Source organism: Agreia bicolorata, from assembly GCF_000938265.1.
Classification (GTDB): domain Bacteria; phylum Actinomycetota; class Actinomycetes; order Actinomycetales; family Microbacteriaceae; genus Agreia; species Agreia bicolorata.
Genome location: NZ_JYFC01000010.1, coordinates 60218 through 78641, shown reverse-complemented (window position 1 = coordinate 78641; position 18424 = coordinate 60218). Strand labels below are relative to the sequence as shown.

Sequence of the window (18424 nt, the reverse complement as noted above, 5' to 3'; positions counted from 1 at the left end):
AAGCCACCATTGGCGACACTTCAATTTCTCTCGCGCATGCGTCGCGCATTGATCGCGATTGCTGCAAGGACGAGGGCGATGACACCGGCCGATGCCGCGACGACTGCTTCGGCGTTCGCATGGGCCGAGAGCGGCACCAGCGTCCACGGCAACAGGATGCCCGCCGGTCCCCAGGCTGCGATCGTGCGCCAGGGAGAGCTGTAGCGGAGTGACTCTGCGGTGCTTGCGATGAAGAACAGGCTGATTCCGGCGCTGAGGGAGATCGCTGCGCCCGGTGGCAGGTGGTGTCCGGCGTCGGCGACCGCCGTGCCGAGGGTCGAGGCGAACAGCGTGATGCCGGCCACGAGCAGAAATGGCAGGTACATCACGGTGTCACGAAGTCCGCCGACGCTCCCGCGCAATTGCAATCGCTTCAGTCCGCTCTCGACAGATGACGTGGCGTAGGTGAAATAGAACCAGGCGAGCATCGAGACGGCCGCGAACCCCAGAATGGCGGAGAGACCAGACATCGGCATCCAATGAGCGTCGAGCTCGGCGATGGTGGTCAGGATCGACTCACCGAAGACGATCACGACGAGCAGGCCGACGCGTTCGGCGAGGTGATCGACGTCGAGAGCCTCCCTCAACCACGCTTGTTCGCCGTTGAGGAAGATCAGCAGCACCACCTCGACCGCCACGGCTGCTGCCCACAGCGCGTACTGCCAAGGCGGCGCGACGGCTATCGAGACCAGCCACAGCGCGGCGGGAACGCCGCAGTAGAGAATCGATCGCCACCACGGAGAACCAATTGTGCGGCGATTCATGAGCCACGGCACCGCCCAGATGACCCGGATGACGGCATTGCCGATTGCGAAAGCGCCGGCTCGATCGCCGAGGGCATCCGGAATCGCTGCCGCCATCACGCCGATCGAGAGCATGGCGATGGTGACGGAGATCCAGATGGAGGCTGTGATGCGTGCGCCGAACAGGTTCATCGTGAGGGTCGCGTTCACCCACGCCCACCAGGCGGCGGCCAGAAACCCGACGAAGGCGACGGCATCCATCCACGACGGATCTCCGTGCATCGTGTGGGCGATCTGGCCGATGTAGGCCACGATCACGAGGTCGAAGAAGAGCTCGAGCCAGTGCACCCGCCGACCCATGTGCGCACTCGTCTGTGTCATCGAGATGGCTGACACCTCCTGAGGAAGCAACGGAGCCGGTGAAGGAATCGTTAGGCCGAGCATAGACCGACAACGGCATTCCGCCAGGGCAAAGGGTGGTTTAGCTTATGAGTCATGGCAGACACTTTCGAACAGGCCCAGGCGCGCGTTCTCGCGCTCAACAGTGACGAACTCCCATTCGTCTACCAGGCGGCCCCGTATGGCATCCAGGCCGTGTGGAAGTACGCGGATGTGAAGTGGGCTGCGTTCACGGCTGCCGGTACCATCGACGCCTCTTACGAGTTGCGGGTCACCCTCGACGCCGCCGAAGCGCAGTGGGAGTTCGACGAGACCGACACGCAGAGCGAGTCGAGAATCCAAAGCACGGGCGGAGGCGGATTCAGTATCGGCACGTCGACCTCGACCTTCAAAGGGCGTGAAAGCAAGAAGAGCTTCTCGTTCGGAGTGGGGGCGGCGCGCACCACCGACCGTCAGGGAACCCACGACGGGTTCACGTACGGATACTCGTTCACCACAGACGAGATCAAGCAGCCGCTCATTGCCGCGCTCGAGCAGGGCGGCTGGCAAGCCAAGAAGAAGGGCCTGTTCGGAAAGCTCTTCGGCGGCTGAGTCGCCGAGTAGCCCGCTCAGCGGAAGCGGATATGGTCACAGGTTCTATGTAAGAATCTGCGTATGGATGCAGATAAGACCATGTGTGGCCGAAACCCGGCCAGCCCCTACGTCGAACTCGCCGTGGAGATCTTCGCCATGCTCGCCGACGCTACGAGGGTGAGGATCGTGCTCGCCCTGCGCGACGGTGAGCTCTCGGTGAACACGCTGGCCGACATCGTCGAGAAGTCTCCCGCCGCGGTCTCCCAGCACCTGGCCAAGCTGCGCCTCGCCCGCATCGTCGCGACCCGTCAAGAGGGCACCCGGGTCTTCTACCGCCTCGCCAACGAGCACGCGGCGCGGCTGGTCAGCGACGCGATCTTCCAGGCGGAGCACGCGCTCAGCGACAGCCCCGCGCACCACAGTCAGCCGGATGCCGGGGCGGCCCGCTGATGCTGCGATCCCTGCGGCACATCGGCGTGCAAGCTGCGCTGGCGGCAGCGGTGCTCTTCGGCGCCGGTACGCCTCTGGCCAAGCTCCTGCTCGACGACGACGTCAGCCCGTGGCTCTTGGCGGGCCTGCTGTACTGCGGTTCTGGCCTCGGGCTGGGTCTGTACCGCATCATCCGGCGCGCGCCTCGCGTTCGCATTACCCGGCCCGAGGTGATGCCGCTGGTCGGCGCGATCTTCTTCGGTGGCATCGCCGGGCCGGTGTTGCTCATGTTCGGCCTGTCGAACATGCCGGCCTCGGGCGCATCGCTGCTGCTCAACGCGGAGGGGGTGTTCACCGCGGCCCTGGCCTGGTTCGTCTTCAAAGAGAACTTCGACCGGCGCATCGCGCTCGGCATGCTGGCGATCGTGGCGGGCGCGGTCGCGCTGAGCGTGCCATCCGGTGCCAATCTCGGCAGCGCACTGCCGTCGCTGGCTATTCTCGGCGCCTGCCTGAGCTGGGGTCTCGACAACAACCTCACCCGCAAGATCGCGCTGAACGATGCCACATGGCTTGCCGCGGTCAAGGGCGGGGTGGCCGGCCCCGTCAACCTCGCGCTCGCGTTCTCGCTCGGCGCGCAGCTGCCCGGCCCCTTCAACATTGCCGGTGCCATGGTCGTCGGCCTGTTCGCCTATGGAATCAGCCTGGTGCTGTTCATCGTCGCGATGCGCCACGTGGGCACCGCGAGGGCCGGCGCCTACTTCTCGATCGCGCCCTTCTTCGGCGCGCTGCTCGCAATGACGCTGGGAGATCCCCTCACCTGGCCGGTGATCGTGGCGGCCCTCCTGATGGCCGTCGGCGTGTGGCTGCACCTCACGGAGAGGCACGAGCATGAGCACACCCACGAGGCGATCACGCACACGCACTGGCATACCCATGACGAGCATCATCAGCACAACCACGAGCCGGGCCAGGAGGTCGGGGCCCGCGGCTGGCACACGCACGAACACACCCACGAGCCGATCACGCACACTCACGAGCACTACCCCGACAGCCACCACCGGCACGGGCACTAGGGCACTAGGGCACTAGGGCCATAGGGCTCTGGGGCCGGAGCCGGGCAGAAAGACCGGGCCTGGCCCTAGACCACGCCGGATGCCCCCAATAGGGCTCCGACCGAATAGGTCGCGATCAGGGCCAGGGCTCCACCGAGCACGACTCGCGTCACCGCGCGGATCCGGGAGCTGCCGCCGATCTGCGCCGAGACCGCACCGGTGATGGCGAGGGCCACGAGCACGGCGATAAACGTCACCGGTACGCGCCACGCAAGCGGCGGAAGCAGGATGGCCAGAAGGGGCAGTATCGCTCCGATAGTGAAGGCGGCCGCGGAGGCAGCGGCAGCGTGCCACGGGCTCACCACGTCGGTCTCGTCGATGTTCAGCTCTGCCGACAGGTGCGCCGCGAGGGCGTCGTGCTGGGTGAGCTCGACGGCGACCCGACGTGCCGTCTCCTCGCTGAGGCCCTTCGCGCGGTACAGGCCGGCGAGCTCCTCGAGCTCCTCCTCCGGCATCTCCTCGAGCTCCTTGCGCTCCTTCGCGATGAGGGCCCGTTCGCTGTCGCTCTGGCTGCTCACCGACACGTACTCTCCGAGCGCCATCGAGATCGCTCCACCGACCAGGCCGGCGATGCCCGCTGTGAGGATGGGCCCCGAGTCGCTCGTGGCGCCGGCGACGCCGACCACGATCGAGGCGACGGAGACGATGCCGTCATTGGCGCCGAGCACACCGGCGCGAAGCCAGTTGAGCCGCTGGGCGAGGCCGCCGCGGTGAGGTTCGTTGTCGTGGGCGGGGGCATCCGGCACTGCGCTATCGGACGCCGCGGCGCCGCTGGGGATTTCGGTGGACATGGTGCTCACCTAAGCACTCTCTCCCCGCCCGAACAACGTCGGTAAGCCTCACCACACCGCTCGACCAGCTGCTCCGCTGTCCGCGCCTGTTCGGAGCATCCGCTACTGATCGTCCGGGCGCGGATGCACCGAGGAGGCGCGGATACTGCCGATGGCACCGGCTAAGAATTCTGGAAGAAATCGAGCGGATCGTTGTCAACATCGACCACGCCGACCCCATCGAAACGAGAAGAGCCGTGACCCTTCGAACCGCCTCCGGAACCTCCGCCTCCGGCGCGTCGCCGACCGCGCGCCGGGCCGTCGCCGTGAACCGCGACCGAGCGGTGCGCATCCGGCGCCGTCTGCGTGCCGCCGACCTTATGGTCATGCTCTGCTGGGTGTCGGTCGCGTTGTCGGTGAGCCTGTGGCTCGCGTATGGCGGCGCAGCCCAGGTCACCGATGTCGCCTCGGCCCTCACCGCCGGCGGCATCGTGTCGGGGCTGGTCGGCACCGACCTGATTCTCGTGATGCTGGTGCTCGCCGCCCGACTGCCGGTCATCGACCGGGTCGTGGGGCAGGATGCGGCCATGGCCTTGCACCGTCGGCTCGGCAAGCCGGCGCTCTATTTGATCCTGGTGCACGGCGTGCTGCTCACAATCGGGTACGCGCTCACCGACGGTTCGAGCGTCATCGCCGAGACGATCTCGCTGTTCTCGGGGCCGGACATGGCGCTGGCATACCTTGGGCTCGCCCTGTTGATCGCGGTCGTCGTGACCTCGCTCGTCGCTGTGCGTCGCCGCTTCTCCTACGAGGCCTGGCATCTCGTGCACCTGCTCAGCTACGCGGCCGTGCTCGTGGCGCTGCCGCACCAGCTGAGCGTGGGCGGAGTGCTCGCCGACGGCACGCTGCAGCGCGTCTACTGGATTGGCCTCTACGTGCTCGCCTTCGGATCGATCGCCCTCTTCCGCTTCATCCTGCCGACGCTGGCCAGCCTGCGTCACGGCATCCGGGTGGCCGGCATCGAGCCCGTCGCCCCCGGGGTGGTGTCGCTGCACCTGAAGGGTCGGCAGCTCGACCGCCTGCGGGTGGAGGGCGGGCAGTACGCCGTCTGGCGCTTCTGGACCGGCTCCACGTGGTGGCACGCGCATCCCATCTCGTTCTCGGCCGTGCCGACCGCCACCTCGGCCCGCATCACGGTTCGCGAGCTCGGGGCTGGCAGCGCGGCGCTCGGACGCGTTCGCGTCGGAACCCGGGTGTGGTTCGAGGGGCCCTACGGAGTGTTCACCGACGCACACCGCGTGGCGCCGAAGATGGCTGTGGTCGCGGCCGGCATCGGCATCACGCCCATCCGGTCACTGCTCGAGCACGCCTCGTTGCAGCCGGGCGAGGCGACCGTGCTGCTGCGCGCAACCGACCCCTCTCAGACCTACCTCTGGAACGAGGTCGCCGGGCTGCCGAGCATGAGCGGCAACTCCGTCTACACGATGCTCGGCGCCCGCCCGCACGGACTGGCCACGTGGATGTCAGCCGAGGCGATCGCTCGCGGCGTGACCATCGCTTCGGCATTCCCCGAGCTCCTGTCCTCTGACCTCTACGTCTGCGGTCCCCAGTCGTGGGCCGACCTGGTGGTGAGGGACGCGCGTGCCCACGGGCTGCCCGATGCCCAGATCCACATCGAGAGGTTCGACTGGTGAGGGTCCGAGCGCTTGCCGCGAGCATCCTGTCGTCAGCGGCCGTGCTGGCCGTCGGCTGGCAGCTGGGCGGCCAAGGTCAGGTCCAGGTCGCACCGGATGCCGCGGCTCCCGCGGCGTCGGCTGCTACAACGGCCGCACCGCAGGCCCCTTCCGCGGCGGCATCGACCCCGACGGCCGCGGCTCCGACCGCCGCCACCCCGACTGCGGCGGCGACCGCCCCCGTCGCCGCCGCGCCGACGGCATCCGGCACCTTCACGGGTTCCGTTTCACGCACCCGCTACGGCAACGTGCAGGTGCAGATTACGGTCGCCAACGGCAGCATCACCGATGTCACGGCCCTGCAGCTCACGAACGACGGCGGAAAGTCCGTCTCCATCAGCAACAGGGCCGCGCCAGTTCTGCGCACAGAGGTGCTCAAGGCTCAATCCGCGAACGTGCAGAGTGTGTCGGGTGCGACGTACACCAGCGAGGGATATCTGTCTTCGCTGCAGTCGGCGCTCGATCAGGCGGGCTTGTGATGGGACTTCACATCTTCGACACGATGGGCACGACGGTGAGCCTGAACGTCGCCGGTGCTCTGCCGAACGCGTCGACGCTCGCGGAGGTGGAGGAGGCCTTCGTCGACATCGATCGCCGGTTCAGCCTCTATCGTGACGACTCCGAGCTCAGCCGTATCGCCCGCGGCGAGCTCCCCCTGACGCGCGCAGACGCCGAGGTGCGGCAGAGCTACGCCGATGCCCTGGACTGGGCGCGCCTCACGGGCGACGCCTTCACTCCGCACCGGCCGGACGGGGTGATCGACCTTTCCGGGCTGGTGAAGGCCACGGCGATCGACCGTGCCGGGCGTGTGCTCGAGGCGGCGGGAGAGGTGAACTGGCTGATCAACGCGGGCGGCGACATTCTTTTATCCGGAGAGAGCAACGTGGGCGGCAGCCGTGAGCCGTGGCGCCTCGCCATCATCGACCCGCAGGACCGACAAGGCCTGCTCTGCCTGCTCGACGTCACTGGAAGCAGGAGCGCCCTGGCCACCTCGGGTACGGCGGAACGCGGCGAGCACGTGTGGAGGGCATCCGGCGATCATCGGCGAGACGGTCACCGGCCCGACGAGCGCTTGCCGTTCGTGCAGGTCTCGGTTCTCGCCGACGACATCGTGACCGCGGATGTTCTGGCGACGGCCATCCTCGCCGGCGGCCCGGAGCGCAGCGACGACGTGCTCGACCGCTTCGACGTCGACGTGCTCACCGTCGACGGTCGGGGCGAGCTGACCGCCTCGCCCGGCTTCCGCCGTGCCGCGGGGTTGCTGACCGCGTGAGCGCAGATACTGCGGCCGCGAGCGTCACGGATGCGGCTGCCTATACTGCAAACATGTCCACCCGCCCGCGGCTGCTGCTCGTCGAGGACGACGCGCGGCTGCTGCAGATGCTCGAGCAGCTGCTCGGCGCCGAGGGGTACGACGTCGTCGCCGCGCGCGACGGCCAGCGGGCCCTGCACGAGGGACTCACGCAGACCTTCGATGCCATCGTGCTCGATCGGGGGCTCCCCGTGATCGAGGGACTCGACGTTCTCACGCGCCTGCGCGCTCGCGGCGTGCTTGCGCCTGCGCTCATCCTGTCTGCGCTCGGCAACCCGGCGGACCGGGTCGAAGGACTCGATCGCGGAGCCGAGGACTACCTGGCCAAGCCGTTCGACATCGACGAGCTGCTCGCCCGCATCCGGGCCCTGCTGCGACGGCACACGAATACAACGCCGATGCTCGCGCTGCCCGACGGTGCCCTCGACGTGGGCAGTAGAACGGTGACCACAATCCAGGGCGCGCTCGTCGTCTTGTCAGAGCGGGAATCCGATCTACTCGAGCGACTCGCGCGCAGACCACAACAGGTGTTCGAGCGCGCCGATCTGCTGTCGAATGTGTTTCCCGACGCCGACGACATCGGTGTCGTCGACACGTATGTGCACTATTTGCGCAAGAAGCTCGGCCGCTCGAGCATCAGCACCGTGCGGGGAATCGGTTACCGACTCGGGCAGCTGCCGTGAGGCTCCGCCGCCCGCGCGCATCGTCGGTCGACGACCTGCGCGGGGCCTCCCTCCGACTCACCGCTCAGTTCACGCTGCTCGTGCTTGTTCTTCTCGCCGTGGTCGGCGCGATCGTCTTCGTGATCGTGAGCCGCAGCGTCGACGAGTCGAACCAGCGGGCTCTCGTGGCAGCGACCCAGATCGATTCGGGCCGGGATGCGCCGGCCGGCACGTTCGTCACCATGATCGACGGCCACAGCGGTGGGCAGGTGCAGACGTCCGAGACCCTGCCCGACGGACTGCTGGATGCCGACGCTCTGCGCTCCGTCGCCGCGGGAGGACCCGATGTGCGCGAGCAACGCACCGTCGCGGGGCAGAGCTACCTGATGCTGACGACCTCGTCGACTGGCGACCGCAACAGTGATCGTGTCGTGCAGGTCGCGCTGAGCCAGCACGAGAGCGAGGAGGAGCTCAGCAGGCTGGCATCCGCTCTTCTCGTCGGTGGTGCCGTGGCCGGAATTCTGGCCTTCGCCGCGGCCTACGTGATGGCCAGGCGTTCCATGAAGCCGCTCGCCGATGCCCTGGCGCTGCAGCGGCGATTTGTGGCGGATGCGAGCCATGAACTGCGCACGCCGCTGACGCTGCTGAGCACGCGCGCTCAGCTGCTGCGCCGCGACGCGAAGAACATGAGCCCGACCGCCGCGGCCTCGGTCGACGAGCTTGTCGACGACACCAAGGCCCTCTCCGAGATCCTTGACGATCTACTCATCGCAGCGGACCCCCGCAGCGTCGCAGAGCCGACGCCGGTCGACCTCGCCGCCATCGCCGACGAGGCCGTGGCGCTTCTCGGTGCCGACGCGGCGGGCCGCTCCCTGGTGCTCGTTCGAACCGGCAGTTCGGTGCCGGTGATCGTCAGTGGTTCTCGGGCTGCGCTCCTGCGGCTCGTCATCGCTCTAGCGACCAACGCGCTCGACCACGCGCGCAGCTCGGTCTCGGTGCAGGTTGCGATCGAGAAGGGGCTGGCGGTCGCCCGAGTCATCGACGACGGGTCGGGCTTCGCCCCGGACGTTGCGGCCACCGCGTTTGAGCGTTTCGCGAGCGGGCGGGGCCGCGGAGCCGTCGTGGTGCCCGCTTCGGGCATCCGGCACTACGGCCTCGGGCTGGCGATCGTGGCAGAGATCACCCGTCGGCATTCCGGAACCGTGTCGATCGACACCTCGTACAAAGGAGGCGCGGTCGCCTGTGTTTTCCCGCTGGCGGTATCGCCGACCGAGTGATGGCGGTCGATGCGGCCAGGCTCGCGCCGACGGGCACTACTGGCTCGTACCCCCTCGCGAGCGGACGAGTCCCACTGCGACCAGCGCCGCCGCCAGCGCGGTGAGCGTCACCCCCGCGATCGTCACGGCGGTCTCGAACTGGGTCACCTGCGTCCGGCTCCAGTCGGCGGCAGTGATGCTGCCGCTGAACAGCGCCGCGAGCAGCGTGCCCGTCACCGCGATGCCGATGGCGGTGGCCAGCTCACTCGAGGTGTCGACGAGTGCGGCGCCCATCGACGTGCGCGTCTCTGGAAGCCCTTTCAAGACGTTCGTGCCCGCGACGACGCCGACCACGCGCATCCCGGCCGCGACCAGCACGAGCGCCACGAGGATCCAACCGTAGCCGAAGCGGCCGAGCAGCCCGAATACGGCGAGCCCCGACACGACCGCGGCGGCGCTGGCGAAGGCTGCGCGATCGAGCCCGACCTTCTGAACGAAAGGGCCGACGAACCGTCCGCTCGCGAGCAGCACCGCAACCTGGGGCAGCATCGCGACAGCCGCCGCGGCGGGCGGCCAGCCCCACGCGAATTGCAGCTGCAGTGTGACGAGGTAGCTCAACCCCGCCACCGCGAGCCCGGCCGCAGCCTTGTATGCGAGTCCGCTCGAGACCAGGGGCAGCGCGAGCAGGTTCAGGTCGAGCAGGGGAGCTCGCGCCATCCGCTCTCGCAGAACGAACCCAGCGGCCGCGGCGAGCGTTGCGGCCGAGCCGGCCCACGGCATCCACGACCCCGCGCCGACCTCGACGAACAGCGTCGGGGTGACGAGCGCGAGAACGATGGTGGATGTTCCGAGCACGGCTCCCCACATATCGATCGGCTCGTGATGGCGGTCGGCCCGGTCGTCTGCCGCGATGCCCGCGCGGATCCCCCCGAAGGCGAGAGCGGCGATCGGCACGTTGATCAGCAGCAGAATCTGCCAGGGGACGACAGCAAGGGCGAGGCCTCCGGCGGTGGGTCCGACGGCGAGCCCGACGAGGCCCGCGGTGGAGATGACGGTGATGGCGCGAACGCGCAGGTCGTCTGTGTCGAAGAGGCGAAAGGCGAGAGCCATCGAGCCGGGAGTCGTCATCGCAGCCGCGATGCCCATGGCCGCGCGAACGGCGATGAGCTGCTCGGTTGTGGTGACGAACAGCGTGGCCAGGCTTGCGAGGGCCAGAACGGCAAGGCCGACGAGCATCACGCGGCGGCGTCCGAAGCGGTCGGCCACTGCACCGAACAGCAGCATCAGCCCTCCGAAGGCGACCGAGTACGCGCCCGTGACCCACTGCAGGCCGGCGGTTGTGGAATCCAATTCGCGGCCGATCGTGGGCAGCGCGACATTGAGAATCGAATTGTCGAGCATCTCGAAGAGAAAGACTGCCGAGAGTCCGGCGAGAGCGATCCACGCCTCACGCAGGGTTCGAGGTGACCGGCGGGTGGTGGTGGTCATAGAGACACTCCTTCATTACGAAGAAGTGGCGACTCACTCGAGACCGCGTGTCTGCGCTGACCACGTGGGGCGGCCGAGCGTTTTTACCTCAGATAGAAGAACCGTATACCCGGTACTTGGTGAGGCGAGCGTTCTCATACGATGTTCCGCAAAGTGCTATGTTCCTCGTTATGAGGAACATGGCTCGAATGGAAACGCGGCTCGTTCAGCCATTCATCTCCGACCTGGAGAAACTGAATCCGGGAAGTCGTGTGGAATGGCGCGACGGACAGCAGGATACGGAGTTCGACGGTCGACTCATGTGGAAGGTATCCAGCGCTGAGTTGTCGCTGGACGTGGAGATAAAGTCTCGCAGCGTCACCTCGCGCGAAGACGTGCGTCGTATCGTCGGTGGTCGACTCGGGGAGAACGCGATTCTCCTTGCGGCCTTCATCTCGCCCGCCGCATGTGACGAACTTCGGCTGGCCGGATGGTCTTACTGGGATGGGACAGGCAATCTGCTTATTCGGAGCAGCGAACCCTTCGTGTGGGTGGAAAGGTCTGGAATGACACGAAACCCGAATCCAGACAAGCCAGAGGGGAGGAGGCTGCTTCGATCTCTGAAAGGCCAAGCAGCGTCGGTGGTCGTCGTCAGACTGCTCACCGAAGGGCGAGCGGCTTCGGCTCGAGAGTTGTCGAGGCAGACAGGCGTGGGCGTAGCCACCGTAAGCCGGGTGCTCGAGTTGCTTAGAGGAGAACAATTGCTTGAGGAGACGAATGGAGGCCCGGTGGTTGTCCGTGACGCGTCGACGTTGGCCGCACGCTGGACTCAGGACTACAGCTTCACGAATACCTTCAAAGCTCGCCGCTACTTCTCTCTCTTGGGCGAAGAGATTGCCCGAGAACGCTTGCACATGGCGGACTTCGACTATGCGCTCACCGGGGTCGAGGCTGCGAATGACTACCTCGGTTCGGCAGGACGAATCGGCGCGCTGCCGCCCAGTGAGACGTGGATCTATGTTTCCGACGGAGCTGCTGCCGAGCGCACGATGCAGTTAATGGCCGACCCACGAGGGAGCATCGTGATCGCAGAATGCGGCTTTCTGTCACAAGAGCGAGAAGGAGTGCGAGTCGCAGGCAACCTCCGCTTCGCGCGGCCGTGGCGTACCGCGGGTGATCTCTTGTCGGCTCGTGGAAGAACTGCGTCCGTTGGCTTGGAGCTCGCTGAGACCCTCGATCGCGAAAGAGTGTGATGACCGACGTGACCCGATTCAGCCCCGAGTACGTCGCCGCAAGGCGAGTTCTGCTGGACGCGCTGATTCTTATGCGTGAACAATTGGATGCACTCGTGCTCGTCGGGGCGCAGGCCGTTTACCATCACGCACCACTAGGTGACTCGCGCCCGACGTATACGACAGATGCCGACCTCGCCATAGATCCCGACCTGCTCGCGAGTGTTCCGGACCTCGGGCGCGAACTTTCGGCAGCGGGGTTCGTGCTCGATGCGCATGGAAATCCCGGTCATTGGATCTCGCCCGATGGAATCGTGATCGACCTGATGGTCCCGGCGGGTTCCCTGCCGTCGAGCAAACGGCGCACTGCTCCGCTTGACGGGCAGGATCGAAGTACTGCGCGAAGTACTCGGGGTCTTGAGGCGGCGCTGCACGACAACTCGCCTGCGGAGATCGTCGCATTAGATGCAACCGATCCACGCCGAGTCACGATTCGCGTAGCGGGCCCGGCCGCGCTCGTCATCGCCAAGTCCATCAAGATCCGCGAAAGACTTGATGCGGGCAATGCCGACCGAATAGTTACGAAAGACGCTGGCGACTTATTGAGGCTGCTTCGCAATGTGCCTCCGGTCGATCTGGGCGCCCGACTCAATGGCTTGGTTCGTCACGATGGTCTGCGTGAGCAGATCGCAGATGTGGTCACGTGGCTGCATACACAATTTGATGGACAACAATCGACACCCTTGCTTCGGCTGGTATCTCAGGAGCTCGATGGTATCGAGCCTGCTGCCCAGTCCGAGCAATCCCTTCGGCTACTGGGAGGGCAGCTTCTGTCTGCCTACAGTGCGATGGACGCGTGAGGATTCGCGCCGAAGCCGCTCGGATTCCGTTAGGACACCTTCACTGCCCATGGCCACCGGCGTAGACCTGCATCTGTGACCCTCACTTCTCTTCTTCCGTCGCTCAGAAAAAGCATCCCCGACCCGTTCGTCATCGACCGCTGGCCCGAGTGGACGCACCTCACCACCACCGATGTCGTCGTCTCCGGAGTGTCGCTGCTGCGCCTCGTCGAACTCTGCGACACCCCGTGTGTGCACATCGCGGCGGCCGTGGTGCCCGGCACTCACGGCCATCCGTCAGACACCGAGCAGTCGTCGGTCGTCGTCGCTCGGGTCGTCGAGGTCCGGCTCGACGGTACGTTGATTCTGGATGCCGACATCGCGCGCGTGCAGGCTCATGCGTCGGAGGCGCGCCTCATAGGCCGTGCGTCGACACAGCACTCCGTGCCCTTCTCGCTCTCTGAGGAGCAGTCTGCGGTGCTGCCCGCCGACCTCCGCACCGGCGACCTCATCGCCATCCCGTGCCGCGGTGCCGTCTGCCGTCGTCAGCTCAGGTCGAGCACCATCTCGACCTCGTTCTGCGTGCGGTCGAGGGGATAGGGGATCGTTTCGCCCGTCTCGACGTAGCCGCGTCGCGTGTAGAACGCGCGTGCTCGTGGGTTGTCCTCGTGCACGTGCAGGCGCAGGTTGCCATCGGGAACGGCGGCGCGCGCCCATGCCTCCACCTCGTCGAGCAGCGCATCCGTGAGGCCGAGGGCCGTGCCGCGCCAGGCGGGCGTGACGTACACGCTCACGAGCATCGCGTCGCCGTGCCCGTCGAGGTAGGCGCTCATGGTGCCGAGCCAGTGGCCGCTCGACGTGTCGATCGCGGCGAGCCCCACGCTGCCCTCGCGCGCCGCGCGCGCGGCACGGGAGCGCCACTCCGTCTCTTGCTCATGGGCTGCGTTGTCTAGTGTCTCGAGAAAAGCCAGGGGAGTGTCCGCGAGCATCTCGAGGCGCAGCGTGCGCAACTGTGCCCAGTTGTCCTCGGTTATGCGATCGATCCTGAATCCCGATTCCATCGGGCCAGGGTAGCGGGGTGCAGACGACGAGCGATAGCCGGGCGGCCCGGGTGCGTGCGTTACGGGCGCAGGCGCCGGATGCGGATGGGTCCGCGGGCCGTCCTCAGGTCGACCGGCTCGCCGCCCTGCGTGATCTCGACCTCGCCGCGGGCGACGAGACGTGCCGCCGCGCTGCGCGACGCATCCATCAGATCGCGCCAATCGTCGCCGCCGACGGCGCGCGCGGCATCCGACGGACAGATCGTCGAGGTGGGCGCGCGCCGATCGAGCAGGTCAAGAATTGTCTGCTCCAGGTTCCGGTCGATGTCGGACGGCGGCGACTCGGGGGCAGGGGCGGCGCACATGGGTCAAGTCTCTCTGCGCTCATCCCGCGGAGCAAAGGGGTTGCCATGGCGGCTGCGAGTGCGCTCGCCGCAATGCGCTCGATTCAACGGCACTGTCGCGACTTTGACAATCATTATCAATAAGGCTATTTTCGAGAAGACCCGAATTGCACCCGAATTAGAACGGCTCACCCCACCCGTGAAAAAACTCCTCTCTCTTACTGCCCTCGCGGCGGCCACCGCGCTTGTGCTCTCCGGCTGTGCGTCCGCATCCACCGATGCCGGCGCGACCGACGAACCGACCAACGATTCTGGCGTGCGTATCGTCGCGTCGACCGATGTCTACGGTGACATCGCCAAGCAGATCGGCGGCGACAGGGTGAGCGTGACCTCGATCATCGATGACCCCGACAAAGACCCGCATGAGTACGAGGCAGACGCTCGCACGCAACTGTCGCTCTCGAAGGCCCAGCTGGTGATCGAGAACGGCGGTGGCTACGACGACTTCGTCGACAAGATGCTCGCCGCCGCCGACAACAAGATCGCTCCGGTGCTCAACGCCGCCGACATCTCGGGCTACGACCAGGAGCCCGCCGACGGCGAGTTCAACGAGCACGTCTGGTACGACTTCCCGACCGTGCAGAAGCTCACCGACGAACTCGTGAATCAGCTCAGTGCAATCGACCCCGACGGCACCAAGACCTATGAGGAGAACGCCAAGACGTTCGAAGGTCAACTCACCGCACTGGAGCAGCAGGAGAAGGACATCAAGGCCTCGTTCGACGGTGCAGGTGCCGCGATCACCGAGCCCGTGCCGCTCTACATGCTCACCGCCGCAGGCCTCGTCAACAAGACACCGGGCGCCTTCAGCGAGGGGATCGAAGAGGGCACAGACGTTGCCGCCGACGTTCTCAAGCAGACCACCGATCTGTTCTCCTCCGGTGCAGTCAAGGTGCTCGTCTACAACGAGCAGACATCGGGCGCCCAGACCGAGCTCGTGCTGACCGCTGCGAAGGACTCCAAGATCCCCGTCGTTCCCGTCACTGAGACGCTTCCCGCCGGAACCGACTACATCAGCTGGATGACGACGAACCTCAACGCGCTTCAGAGCGCGCTCAGCGGCAAGTAGTCTTCACCGAGTGAAGATCTTCGGGGCGAAGTCGGCGCGAGCCCGCGCAGGAGCCGCGCCCTCGCCCCGCAACGCCCCACGACACGTCGTGCTGCGCGTGCGGGGCGGTGCGCTCCAATTCGGCGAGCGCCGGCTGTGGCACGACCTCGACTTCGACGTTCGTGCGGGCGAGTTCATCGCCGTGCTCGGGGCGAACGGGTCGGGCAAGTCCAGCCTGCTCAAGGTGATTCTCGGCCAGCAGCAGCTCAGCGCCGGAACGATGGCCTTCGAGGGTTCTCCCGTCACCCGAGGCAACCGCCGTATCGGGTACATTCCGCAGCAGAAGCTGGCCGACGAAGGCGCTCCCCTTCGCGGCCGCGACCTGGTCGCGCTCGGCGTCGACGGCCACCGCTTCGGGTTGCCGTTGCCTCGGGCCGCGCGACGCCGCGAGGTCGACGATCTGCTCGCATCCGTCGGCGCATCCGAGTACGCGAATGTGGCGGTCTCGACACTGTCAGGCGGTGAGCAGCAGCGCCTGCGCGTCGGGCAGTCGCTCGCGGGCGATCCGCGCCTGCTGCTCTGCGACGAGCCGCTGCTCTCACTCGACCTCGCCCATCAGCGAGCGGTCTCCGAACTCATCGACACGCATCGCAGGCAGCGCGACCTCGGCGTGCTGTTCGTGACTCACGACATCAACCCCGTGCTCGACATGGTCGACCGGGTGCTCTACCTCGCGGGCGGATCCTTCCGCATAGGAACGCCGGACGAGGTGCTGCGCAGCGAGGTGCTCTCCGAGCTCTACGGCTCTCCCGTCGACGTCATCCGCACGCGCGGTCGCGTGATCGTGGTGGGGGTTCCGGATGCGAGTCACGGGCACGACGGGCATCATCACCACGACGACGACCCGATACTGAACGAGCAGGCCGGCTCGGGCGGCGGAACGCGATCATGAACGGTATCGACTGGGCCGACCTCTGGTCGCAGATCTTCAACTTCTCCGACTACGGCGACTTGATCGTGCTTCTGCAGAACTCGATCATCGCGGGCGCCGTGCTCGGCATCGTGGGCGGCCTCATCGGAGTGTTCGTGATGTCGCGCGATATGGCCTTCGCGGTGCACGGCATCAGCGAGCTCTCGTTCGCCGGTGCATCCGCCGGGCTGCTCTTCGGCATCGGGGTGGTCGAGGGTTCTCTTATCGGCTCGATCGTGGCGGCCCTCATCATCGGCTTCCTCGGCGCGAAGTCGCGCGATCGCAATTCGATCATCGCCGTGCTGATGCCCTTCGGTCTCGGTCTCGGCATCCTGTGTCTGGCGCTCTACCCCGGCCGTAGCGCCAACAAGTTCGGACTGCTCACCGGCCAGATCGTTGCGGTCGACGACCCGAGGCTCAACTCGCTGATAGCCATCTCGATCATCGTCGTGGTCGGCCTCCTCGTGGTGTGGCGCCCGCTCACCTTCGCCAGTGTCGACGCCGATGTGGCCGCGGCACGAGGCGTTCCGGTTCAGACGCTCTCGATCGTCTTTATGCTGCTGCTCGGCCTGGCCGTGGCCGTCTCGGTGCAGGTCGTGGGCTCCCTGCTGGTGCTGTCGATTCTCGTCACCCCCGCCGCCGCCGCGCTGCGGGTGTCGTCGTCGCCGATTGTCGTTCCTCTGCTCAGCATGCTCTTCGCCGTGCTCTCGCTCGTGGGCGGAATCATGCTGGCGCTCGGCGGCTCGGTTCCCATCAGTCCCTACGTCACCACGATCTCGTTCGCTATCTACGTGGTGTGCCGCATCATCGCGGCTTCGAGGGCCCGACGGGGCATCTCGGGGCGAAAACTGGTTGCATTGGATGCCTAGGCGAACGTCGGCGGCTCAGGTTAAGGTTGAGGGGATTTCGGCCATACGTGGCCTCGGAGGTGGATCATGGTCGTGAAGCGCAACACGTGGCAGCGCGAGGCGGTGCGTGCCGCACTCGGCACCCAGATCGGTTTTGTGAGCGCCCAGGGTCTCCACTCCAATCTGCACTCCAGCGGCTCGTACATCGGCCTGGCCACGGTCTATCGTGCGCTGGCCGACCTGGCGAACGAGGGGGAGGCCGACTCGCTGCAGTCGCCCGATGGCGAGAGCCTCTACCGCGCGTGCAGCACTGGGCATCACCACCACCTTATCTGCCGCAGCTGTGGGCTCACTGTCGAGATCGAAGCCGACGAGGTGGAGTCCTGGGCGCGCAAGACGGCCGCGCTGCACGGCTTCTCGCGCCCCGAACACGTTGTCGACATCTTCGGCTTCTGCAACTCCTGCGTTCCGACGCCCGCCGGCTGACCCGGCGCACGCGCGTACTTGCGCGCATCCGCCTGGTCGCCTAAACTTGGTAGTTGGTCGAGTGGCATCTCCACTCGCATGTACGCCAACCCCCACCTGATTCATTTGGGGCAGACGTGTGCCGACAAGCAATCTTGGGTAGAACGCGCGGTAACTTGCGTTTTTCTACGGTAACTATGGAGGAAATCATGGCAGCAACCTGCCAGGTGACCGGCGCCATTCCCGGCTTCGGACACAACATCTCGCATTCGCACCGTCGCACCAAGCGCCGGTTCGACCCGAACATCCAGAAGAAGACGTACTACGTTCCGTCGCTTCGTCGTAGCGTGACCCTGCAGCTCAGCACCAAGGGCATCAAGGTCATCGACGCACGCGGCATCGAGAGCGTTGTCAAAGATCTTCTCGCCCGTGGGGAGAAAATCTAATGGCAAAGCACCAGGACGTCCGCCCCATCATCAAGCTGCGTTCGACGGCCGGCACGGGTTACACCTATGTCACCAAGAAGAACCGCCGCAACAACCCCGACCGCCTCGTGCTCAAGAAGTACGACCCGGTCATCCGCCAGCACGTCGACTTCCGGGAGGAGAGGTAACACATGGCCAAGAAAAGCATGATTGCAAAGAACGAGCAGCGCAAAGTCATCGTCGCTCGCTACAACACCAAGCGCCTTGAGCTGAAGAAGGCTCTCGTCAGCCCGACGTCGACCGACGCCGAGCGCGAGGCTGCCCGCCTCGGCCTGCAGAAGCTGCCCAAGAACGCCTCACCGGTGCGCGTGCGCAGCCGTGACGCAGTCGACGGCCGCCCCCGCGGTGTGCTCACGAAGTTCGGCATCAGCCGTGTTCGCTTCCGTGACATGGCTCACCGTGGCGAGCTGCCCGGCATCACGAAGAGCTCCTGGTAGTCCAGAGCTTCTCGCACTGAGCATCTGAAAAAGGATGTCGGCCCATCGGGTCGGCATCCTTTTTCACGTTTCACAGGTCACGCAGAGCCTCCGAGGCGCGGTAATCCGCGAAATCCCGGCGATCTCTGATACATTCGTCACGGTCAACAGACCAGACGTGT

23 protein-coding genes are annotated in these 18424 nt (G+C 66.3%); 18 read left to right on the top strand and 5 right to left on the bottom strand.

Features of this window, described 5'->3' with window-relative positions; translation table 11 throughout:
- Nucleotides 1–20: 20 nt before the first annotated feature.
- The gene (locus TZ00_RS17730) at nucleotides 21–1163 is read right to left on the bottom strand and encodes a low temperature requirement protein A (RefSeq protein WP_161793796.1); all 1143 of its coding nucleotides are present in this window, start codon (nucleotides 1161–1163) and stop codon (nucleotides 21–23) included.
- Between the two features lie 114 nt (nucleotides 1164–1277).
- On the opposite strand from TZ00_RS17730, the gene TZ00_RS17725 reads away from it, so the two are divergent.
- The 3 genes from TZ00_RS17725 (at nucleotide 1278) to TZ00_RS17715 (ending at nucleotide 3256) form a co-directional block, all read left to right on the top strand.
- Complete coding sequence (locus tag TZ00_RS17725; protein WP_044443738.1) at nucleotides 1278–1772, top strand: hypothetical protein; 495 nt, start codon at nucleotides 1278–1280, stop codon at nucleotides 1770–1772.
- Between the two features lie 63 nt (nucleotides 1773–1835).
- A complete protein-coding gene (locus TZ00_RS17720; protein WP_044443737.1) occupies nucleotides 1836–2204 on the top strand; it encodes an ArsR/SmtB family transcription factor in 369 nt (122 codons plus the stop codon).
- Nucleotides 2204–3256 carry a DMT family transporter gene (locus TZ00_RS17715; RefSeq protein ID WP_044443736.1) on the top strand — a complete coding sequence of 351 codons (1053 nt, stop codon included), beginning with the start codon at nucleotides 2204–2206 and terminating at the stop codon, nucleotides 3254–3256. Before TZ00_RS17720 ends, TZ00_RS17715 begins: the two co-directional genes overlap by 1 nt.
- 65 nt (nucleotides 3257–3321) lie before the next feature.
- Here the strand turns inward: TZ00_RS17715 and TZ00_RS17710 are convergent, their stop codons facing one another.
- Nucleotides 3322–4086 (bottom strand): VIT1/CCC1 transporter family protein, encoded by a 765-nt coding sequence (locus tag TZ00_RS17710; RefSeq protein ID WP_084606279.1) that lies wholly within the window; start codon nucleotides 4084–4086, stop codon nucleotides 3322–3324.
- A 236-nt stretch (nucleotides 4087–4322) separates the two neighbouring features.
- Between TZ00_RS17710 and TZ00_RS17705 the strand changes: the two genes are divergently transcribed.
- The 5 genes from TZ00_RS17705 to TZ00_RS17685 are packed head-to-tail and all read left to right on the top strand — an operon-like array spanning nucleotide 4323 to nucleotide 9049.
- A complete protein-coding gene (locus tag TZ00_RS17705) occupies nucleotides 4323–5759 on the top strand; it encodes a ferredoxin reductase family protein (protein ID WP_044443734.1) in 1437 nt (478 codons plus the stop codon).
- Nucleotides 5756–6277, top strand: a complete 522-nt coding sequence (locus tag TZ00_RS17700; RefSeq protein WP_044443733.1) for an FMN-binding protein — start codon at nucleotides 5756–5758, stop codon at nucleotides 6275–6277. The genes TZ00_RS17705 and TZ00_RS17700 overlap by 4 nt, the downstream gene beginning before the upstream one ends.
- Nucleotides 6277–7071, top strand: a complete 795-nt coding sequence (locus TZ00_RS17695; RefSeq protein WP_238579750.1) for an FAD:protein FMN transferase — start codon at nucleotides 6277–6279, stop codon at nucleotides 7069–7071. The genes TZ00_RS17700 and TZ00_RS17695 overlap by 1 nt, the downstream gene beginning before the upstream one ends.
- A 53-nt stretch (nucleotides 7072–7124) precedes the next feature.
- Nucleotides 7125–7793, top strand: coding sequence for a response regulator transcription factor (locus tag TZ00_RS17690; RefSeq protein ID WP_174436088.1), 669 nt, complete (start codon nucleotides 7125–7127; stop codon nucleotides 7791–7793).
- Nucleotides 7790–9049 carry a sensor histidine kinase gene (locus TZ00_RS17685; protein ID WP_044443732.1) on the top strand — a complete coding sequence of 420 codons (1260 nt, stop codon included), beginning with the start codon at nucleotides 7790–7792 and terminating at the stop codon, nucleotides 9047–9049. Before TZ00_RS17690 ends, TZ00_RS17685 begins: the two co-directional genes overlap by 4 nt.
- Before the next feature lie 36 nt (nucleotides 9050–9085).
- Here TZ00_RS17685 and TZ00_RS17680 read toward each other — a convergent pair whose 3' ends face one another.
- On the bottom strand, nucleotides 9086–10516 hold the full coding sequence (locus TZ00_RS17680; RefSeq protein ID WP_044443731.1) for an MFS transporter: 1431 nt from the start codon (nucleotides 10514–10516) through the stop codon (nucleotides 9086–9088).
- Nucleotides 10517–10704: 188 nt separating this feature from the next.
- On the opposite strand from TZ00_RS17680, the gene TZ00_RS17675 reads away from it, so the two are divergent.
- The 3 genes from TZ00_RS17675 (at nucleotide 10705) to TZ00_RS17665 (ending at nucleotide 13166) form a co-directional block, all read left to right on the top strand.
- Complete coding sequence (locus TZ00_RS17675) at nucleotides 10705–11748, top strand: hypothetical protein (RefSeq protein ID WP_152631257.1); 1044 nt, start codon at nucleotides 10705–10707, stop codon at nucleotides 11746–11748.
- A complete protein-coding gene (locus tag TZ00_RS17670) occupies nucleotides 11748–12587 on the top strand; it encodes a hypothetical protein (protein ID WP_052521686.1) in 840 nt (279 codons plus the stop codon). The genes TZ00_RS17675 and TZ00_RS17670 overlap by 1 nt, the downstream gene beginning before the upstream one ends.
- Nucleotides 12588–12662: 75 nt before the next feature.
- Entirely contained in the window at nucleotides 12663–13166 is a 504-nt protein-coding gene (locus TZ00_RS17665) for a hypothetical protein (protein ID WP_044443729.1), read from the top strand.
- Here the strand turns inward: TZ00_RS17665 and TZ00_RS17660 are convergent.
- Both TZ00_RS17660 and TZ00_RS17655 read right to left on the bottom strand, forming a co-directional pair.
- Complete coding sequence (locus TZ00_RS17660; RefSeq protein ID WP_052521685.1) at nucleotides 13112–13627, bottom strand: GNAT family N-acetyltransferase; 516 nt, start codon at nucleotides 13625–13627, stop codon at nucleotides 13112–13114. The genes TZ00_RS17665 and TZ00_RS17660 overlap by 55 nt on opposite strands.
- 59 nt (nucleotides 13628–13686) lie before the next feature.
- Complete coding sequence (locus TZ00_RS17655) at nucleotides 13687–13971, bottom strand: DUF3253 domain-containing protein (RefSeq protein ID WP_044443728.1); 285 nt, start codon at nucleotides 13969–13971, stop codon at nucleotides 13687–13689.
- Nucleotides 13972–14149: 178 nt separating this feature from the next.
- Here TZ00_RS17655 and TZ00_RS17650 point away from each other — a divergent pair, with 178 nt between their 5' ends.
- The 7 genes from TZ00_RS17650 to rpsN all read left to right on the top strand — a co-directional run bounded on the left by TZ00_RS17650 (nucleotide 14150) and on the right by rpsN (nucleotide 18263).
- Nucleotides 14150–15079 carry a metal ABC transporter solute-binding protein, Zn/Mn family gene (locus tag TZ00_RS17650; protein ID WP_044443727.1) on the top strand — a complete coding sequence of 310 codons (930 nt, stop codon included), beginning with the start codon at nucleotides 14150–14152 and terminating at the stop codon, nucleotides 15077–15079.
- A gap of 88 nt (nucleotides 15080–15167) precedes the next feature.
- A complete protein-coding gene (locus TZ00_RS17645) occupies nucleotides 15168–16010 on the top strand; it encodes a metal ABC transporter ATP-binding protein (protein ID WP_238579751.1) in 843 nt (280 codons plus the stop codon).
- The gene (locus tag TZ00_RS17640) at nucleotides 16007–16897 is read left to right on the top strand and encodes a metal ABC transporter permease (protein WP_044443726.1); all 891 of its coding nucleotides are present in this window, start codon (nucleotides 16007–16009) and stop codon (nucleotides 16895–16897) included. The genes TZ00_RS17645 and TZ00_RS17640 overlap by 4 nt, the downstream gene beginning before the upstream one ends.
- Before the next feature lie 66 nt (nucleotides 16898–16963).
- Nucleotides 16964–17362, top strand: coding sequence for a Fur family transcriptional regulator (locus TZ00_RS17635; RefSeq protein WP_044443725.1), 399 nt, complete (start codon nucleotides 16964–16966; stop codon nucleotides 17360–17362).
- Nucleotides 17363–17550: 188 nt separating this feature from the next.
- Nucleotides 17551–17787, top strand: coding sequence for a 50S ribosomal protein L28 (gene rpmB, locus TZ00_RS17630; RefSeq protein ID WP_044443724.1), 237 nt, complete (start codon nucleotides 17551–17553; stop codon nucleotides 17785–17787).
- On the top strand, nucleotides 17787–17954 hold the full coding sequence (gene rpmG / locus TZ00_RS17625; protein ID WP_044443723.1) for a 50S ribosomal protein L33: 168 nt from the start codon (nucleotides 17787–17789) through the stop codon (nucleotides 17952–17954). Before rpmB ends, rpmG begins: the two co-directional genes overlap by 1 nt.
- Nucleotides 17955–17957: 3 nt before the next feature.
- Nucleotides 17958–18263 (top strand): 30S ribosomal protein S14, encoded by a 306-nt coding sequence (gene rpsN / locus TZ00_RS17620; RefSeq protein ID WP_044443722.1) that lies wholly within the window; start codon nucleotides 17958–17960, stop codon nucleotides 18261–18263.
- The last annotated feature ends 161 nt before the right edge of the window (nucleotides 18264–18424 follow it).

Bases quoted from the DNA above. Each gene is read 5' to 3' on its own strand.
- TZ00_RS17730 (WP_161793796.1), bottom strand. From the start codon at position 1,163: ATGACACAGACGAGTGCGCACATGGGTCGGCGGGTGCACTGGCTCGAG.
- TZ00_RS17725 (WP_044443738.1), top strand. From the start codon at position 1,278: ATGGCAGACACTTTCGAACAGGCCCAGGCGCGCGTTCTCGCGCTCAAC.
- TZ00_RS17720 (WP_044443737.1), top strand. From the start codon at position 1,836: ATGGATGCAGATAAGACCATGTGTGGCCGAAACCCGGCCAGCCCCTAC.
- TZ00_RS17715 (WP_044443736.1), top strand. From the start codon at position 2,204: ATGCTGCGATCCCTGCGGCACATCGGCGTGCAAGCTGCGCTGGCGGCA.
- TZ00_RS17710 (WP_084606279.1), bottom strand. From the start codon at position 4,086: ATGTCCACCGAAATCCCCAGCGGCGCCGCGGCGTCCGATAGCGCAGTG.
- TZ00_RS17695 (WP_238579750.1), top strand. From the start codon at position 6,277: ATGGGACTTCACATCTTCGACACGATGGGCACGACGGTGAGCCTGAAC.
- TZ00_RS17690 (WP_174436088.1), top strand. From the start codon at position 7,125: ATGTCCACCCGCCCGCGGCTGCTGCTCGTCGAGGACGACGCGCGGCTG.
- TZ00_RS17680 (WP_044443731.1), bottom strand. From the start codon at position 10,516: ATGACCACCACCACCCGCCGGTCACCTCGAACCCTGCGTGAGGCGTGG.
- TZ00_RS17675 (WP_152631257.1), top strand. From the start codon at position 10,705: ATGGAAACGCGGCTCGTTCAGCCATTCATCTCCGACCTGGAGAAACTG.
- TZ00_RS17670 (WP_052521686.1), top strand. From the start codon at position 11,748: ATGACCGACGTGACCCGATTCAGCCCCGAGTACGTCGCCGCAAGGCGA.
- TZ00_RS17660 (WP_052521685.1), bottom strand. From the start codon at position 13,627: ATGGAATCGGGATTCAGGATCGATCGCATAACCGAGGACAACTGGGCA.
- TZ00_RS17655 (WP_044443728.1), bottom strand. From the start codon at position 13,971: ATGTGCGCCGCCCCTGCCCCCGAGTCGCCGCCGTCCGACATCGACCGG.
- TZ00_RS17640 (WP_044443726.1), top strand. From the start codon at position 16,007: ATGAACGGTATCGACTGGGCCGACCTCTGGTCGCAGATCTTCAACTTC.
- TZ00_RS17635 (WP_044443725.1), top strand. From the start codon at position 16,964: ATGGTCGTGAAGCGCAACACGTGGCAGCGCGAGGCGGTGCGTGCCGCA.
- rpmB (WP_044443724.1), top strand. From the start codon at position 17,551: ATGGCAGCAACCTGCCAGGTGACCGGCGCCATTCCCGGCTTCGGACAC.
- rpmG (WP_044443723.1), top strand. From the start codon at position 17,787: ATGGCAAAGCACCAGGACGTCCGCCCCATCATCAAGCTGCGTTCGACG.
- rpsN (WP_044443722.1), top strand. From the start codon at position 17,958: ATGGCCAAGAAAAGCATGATTGCAAAGAACGAGCAGCGCAAAGTCATC.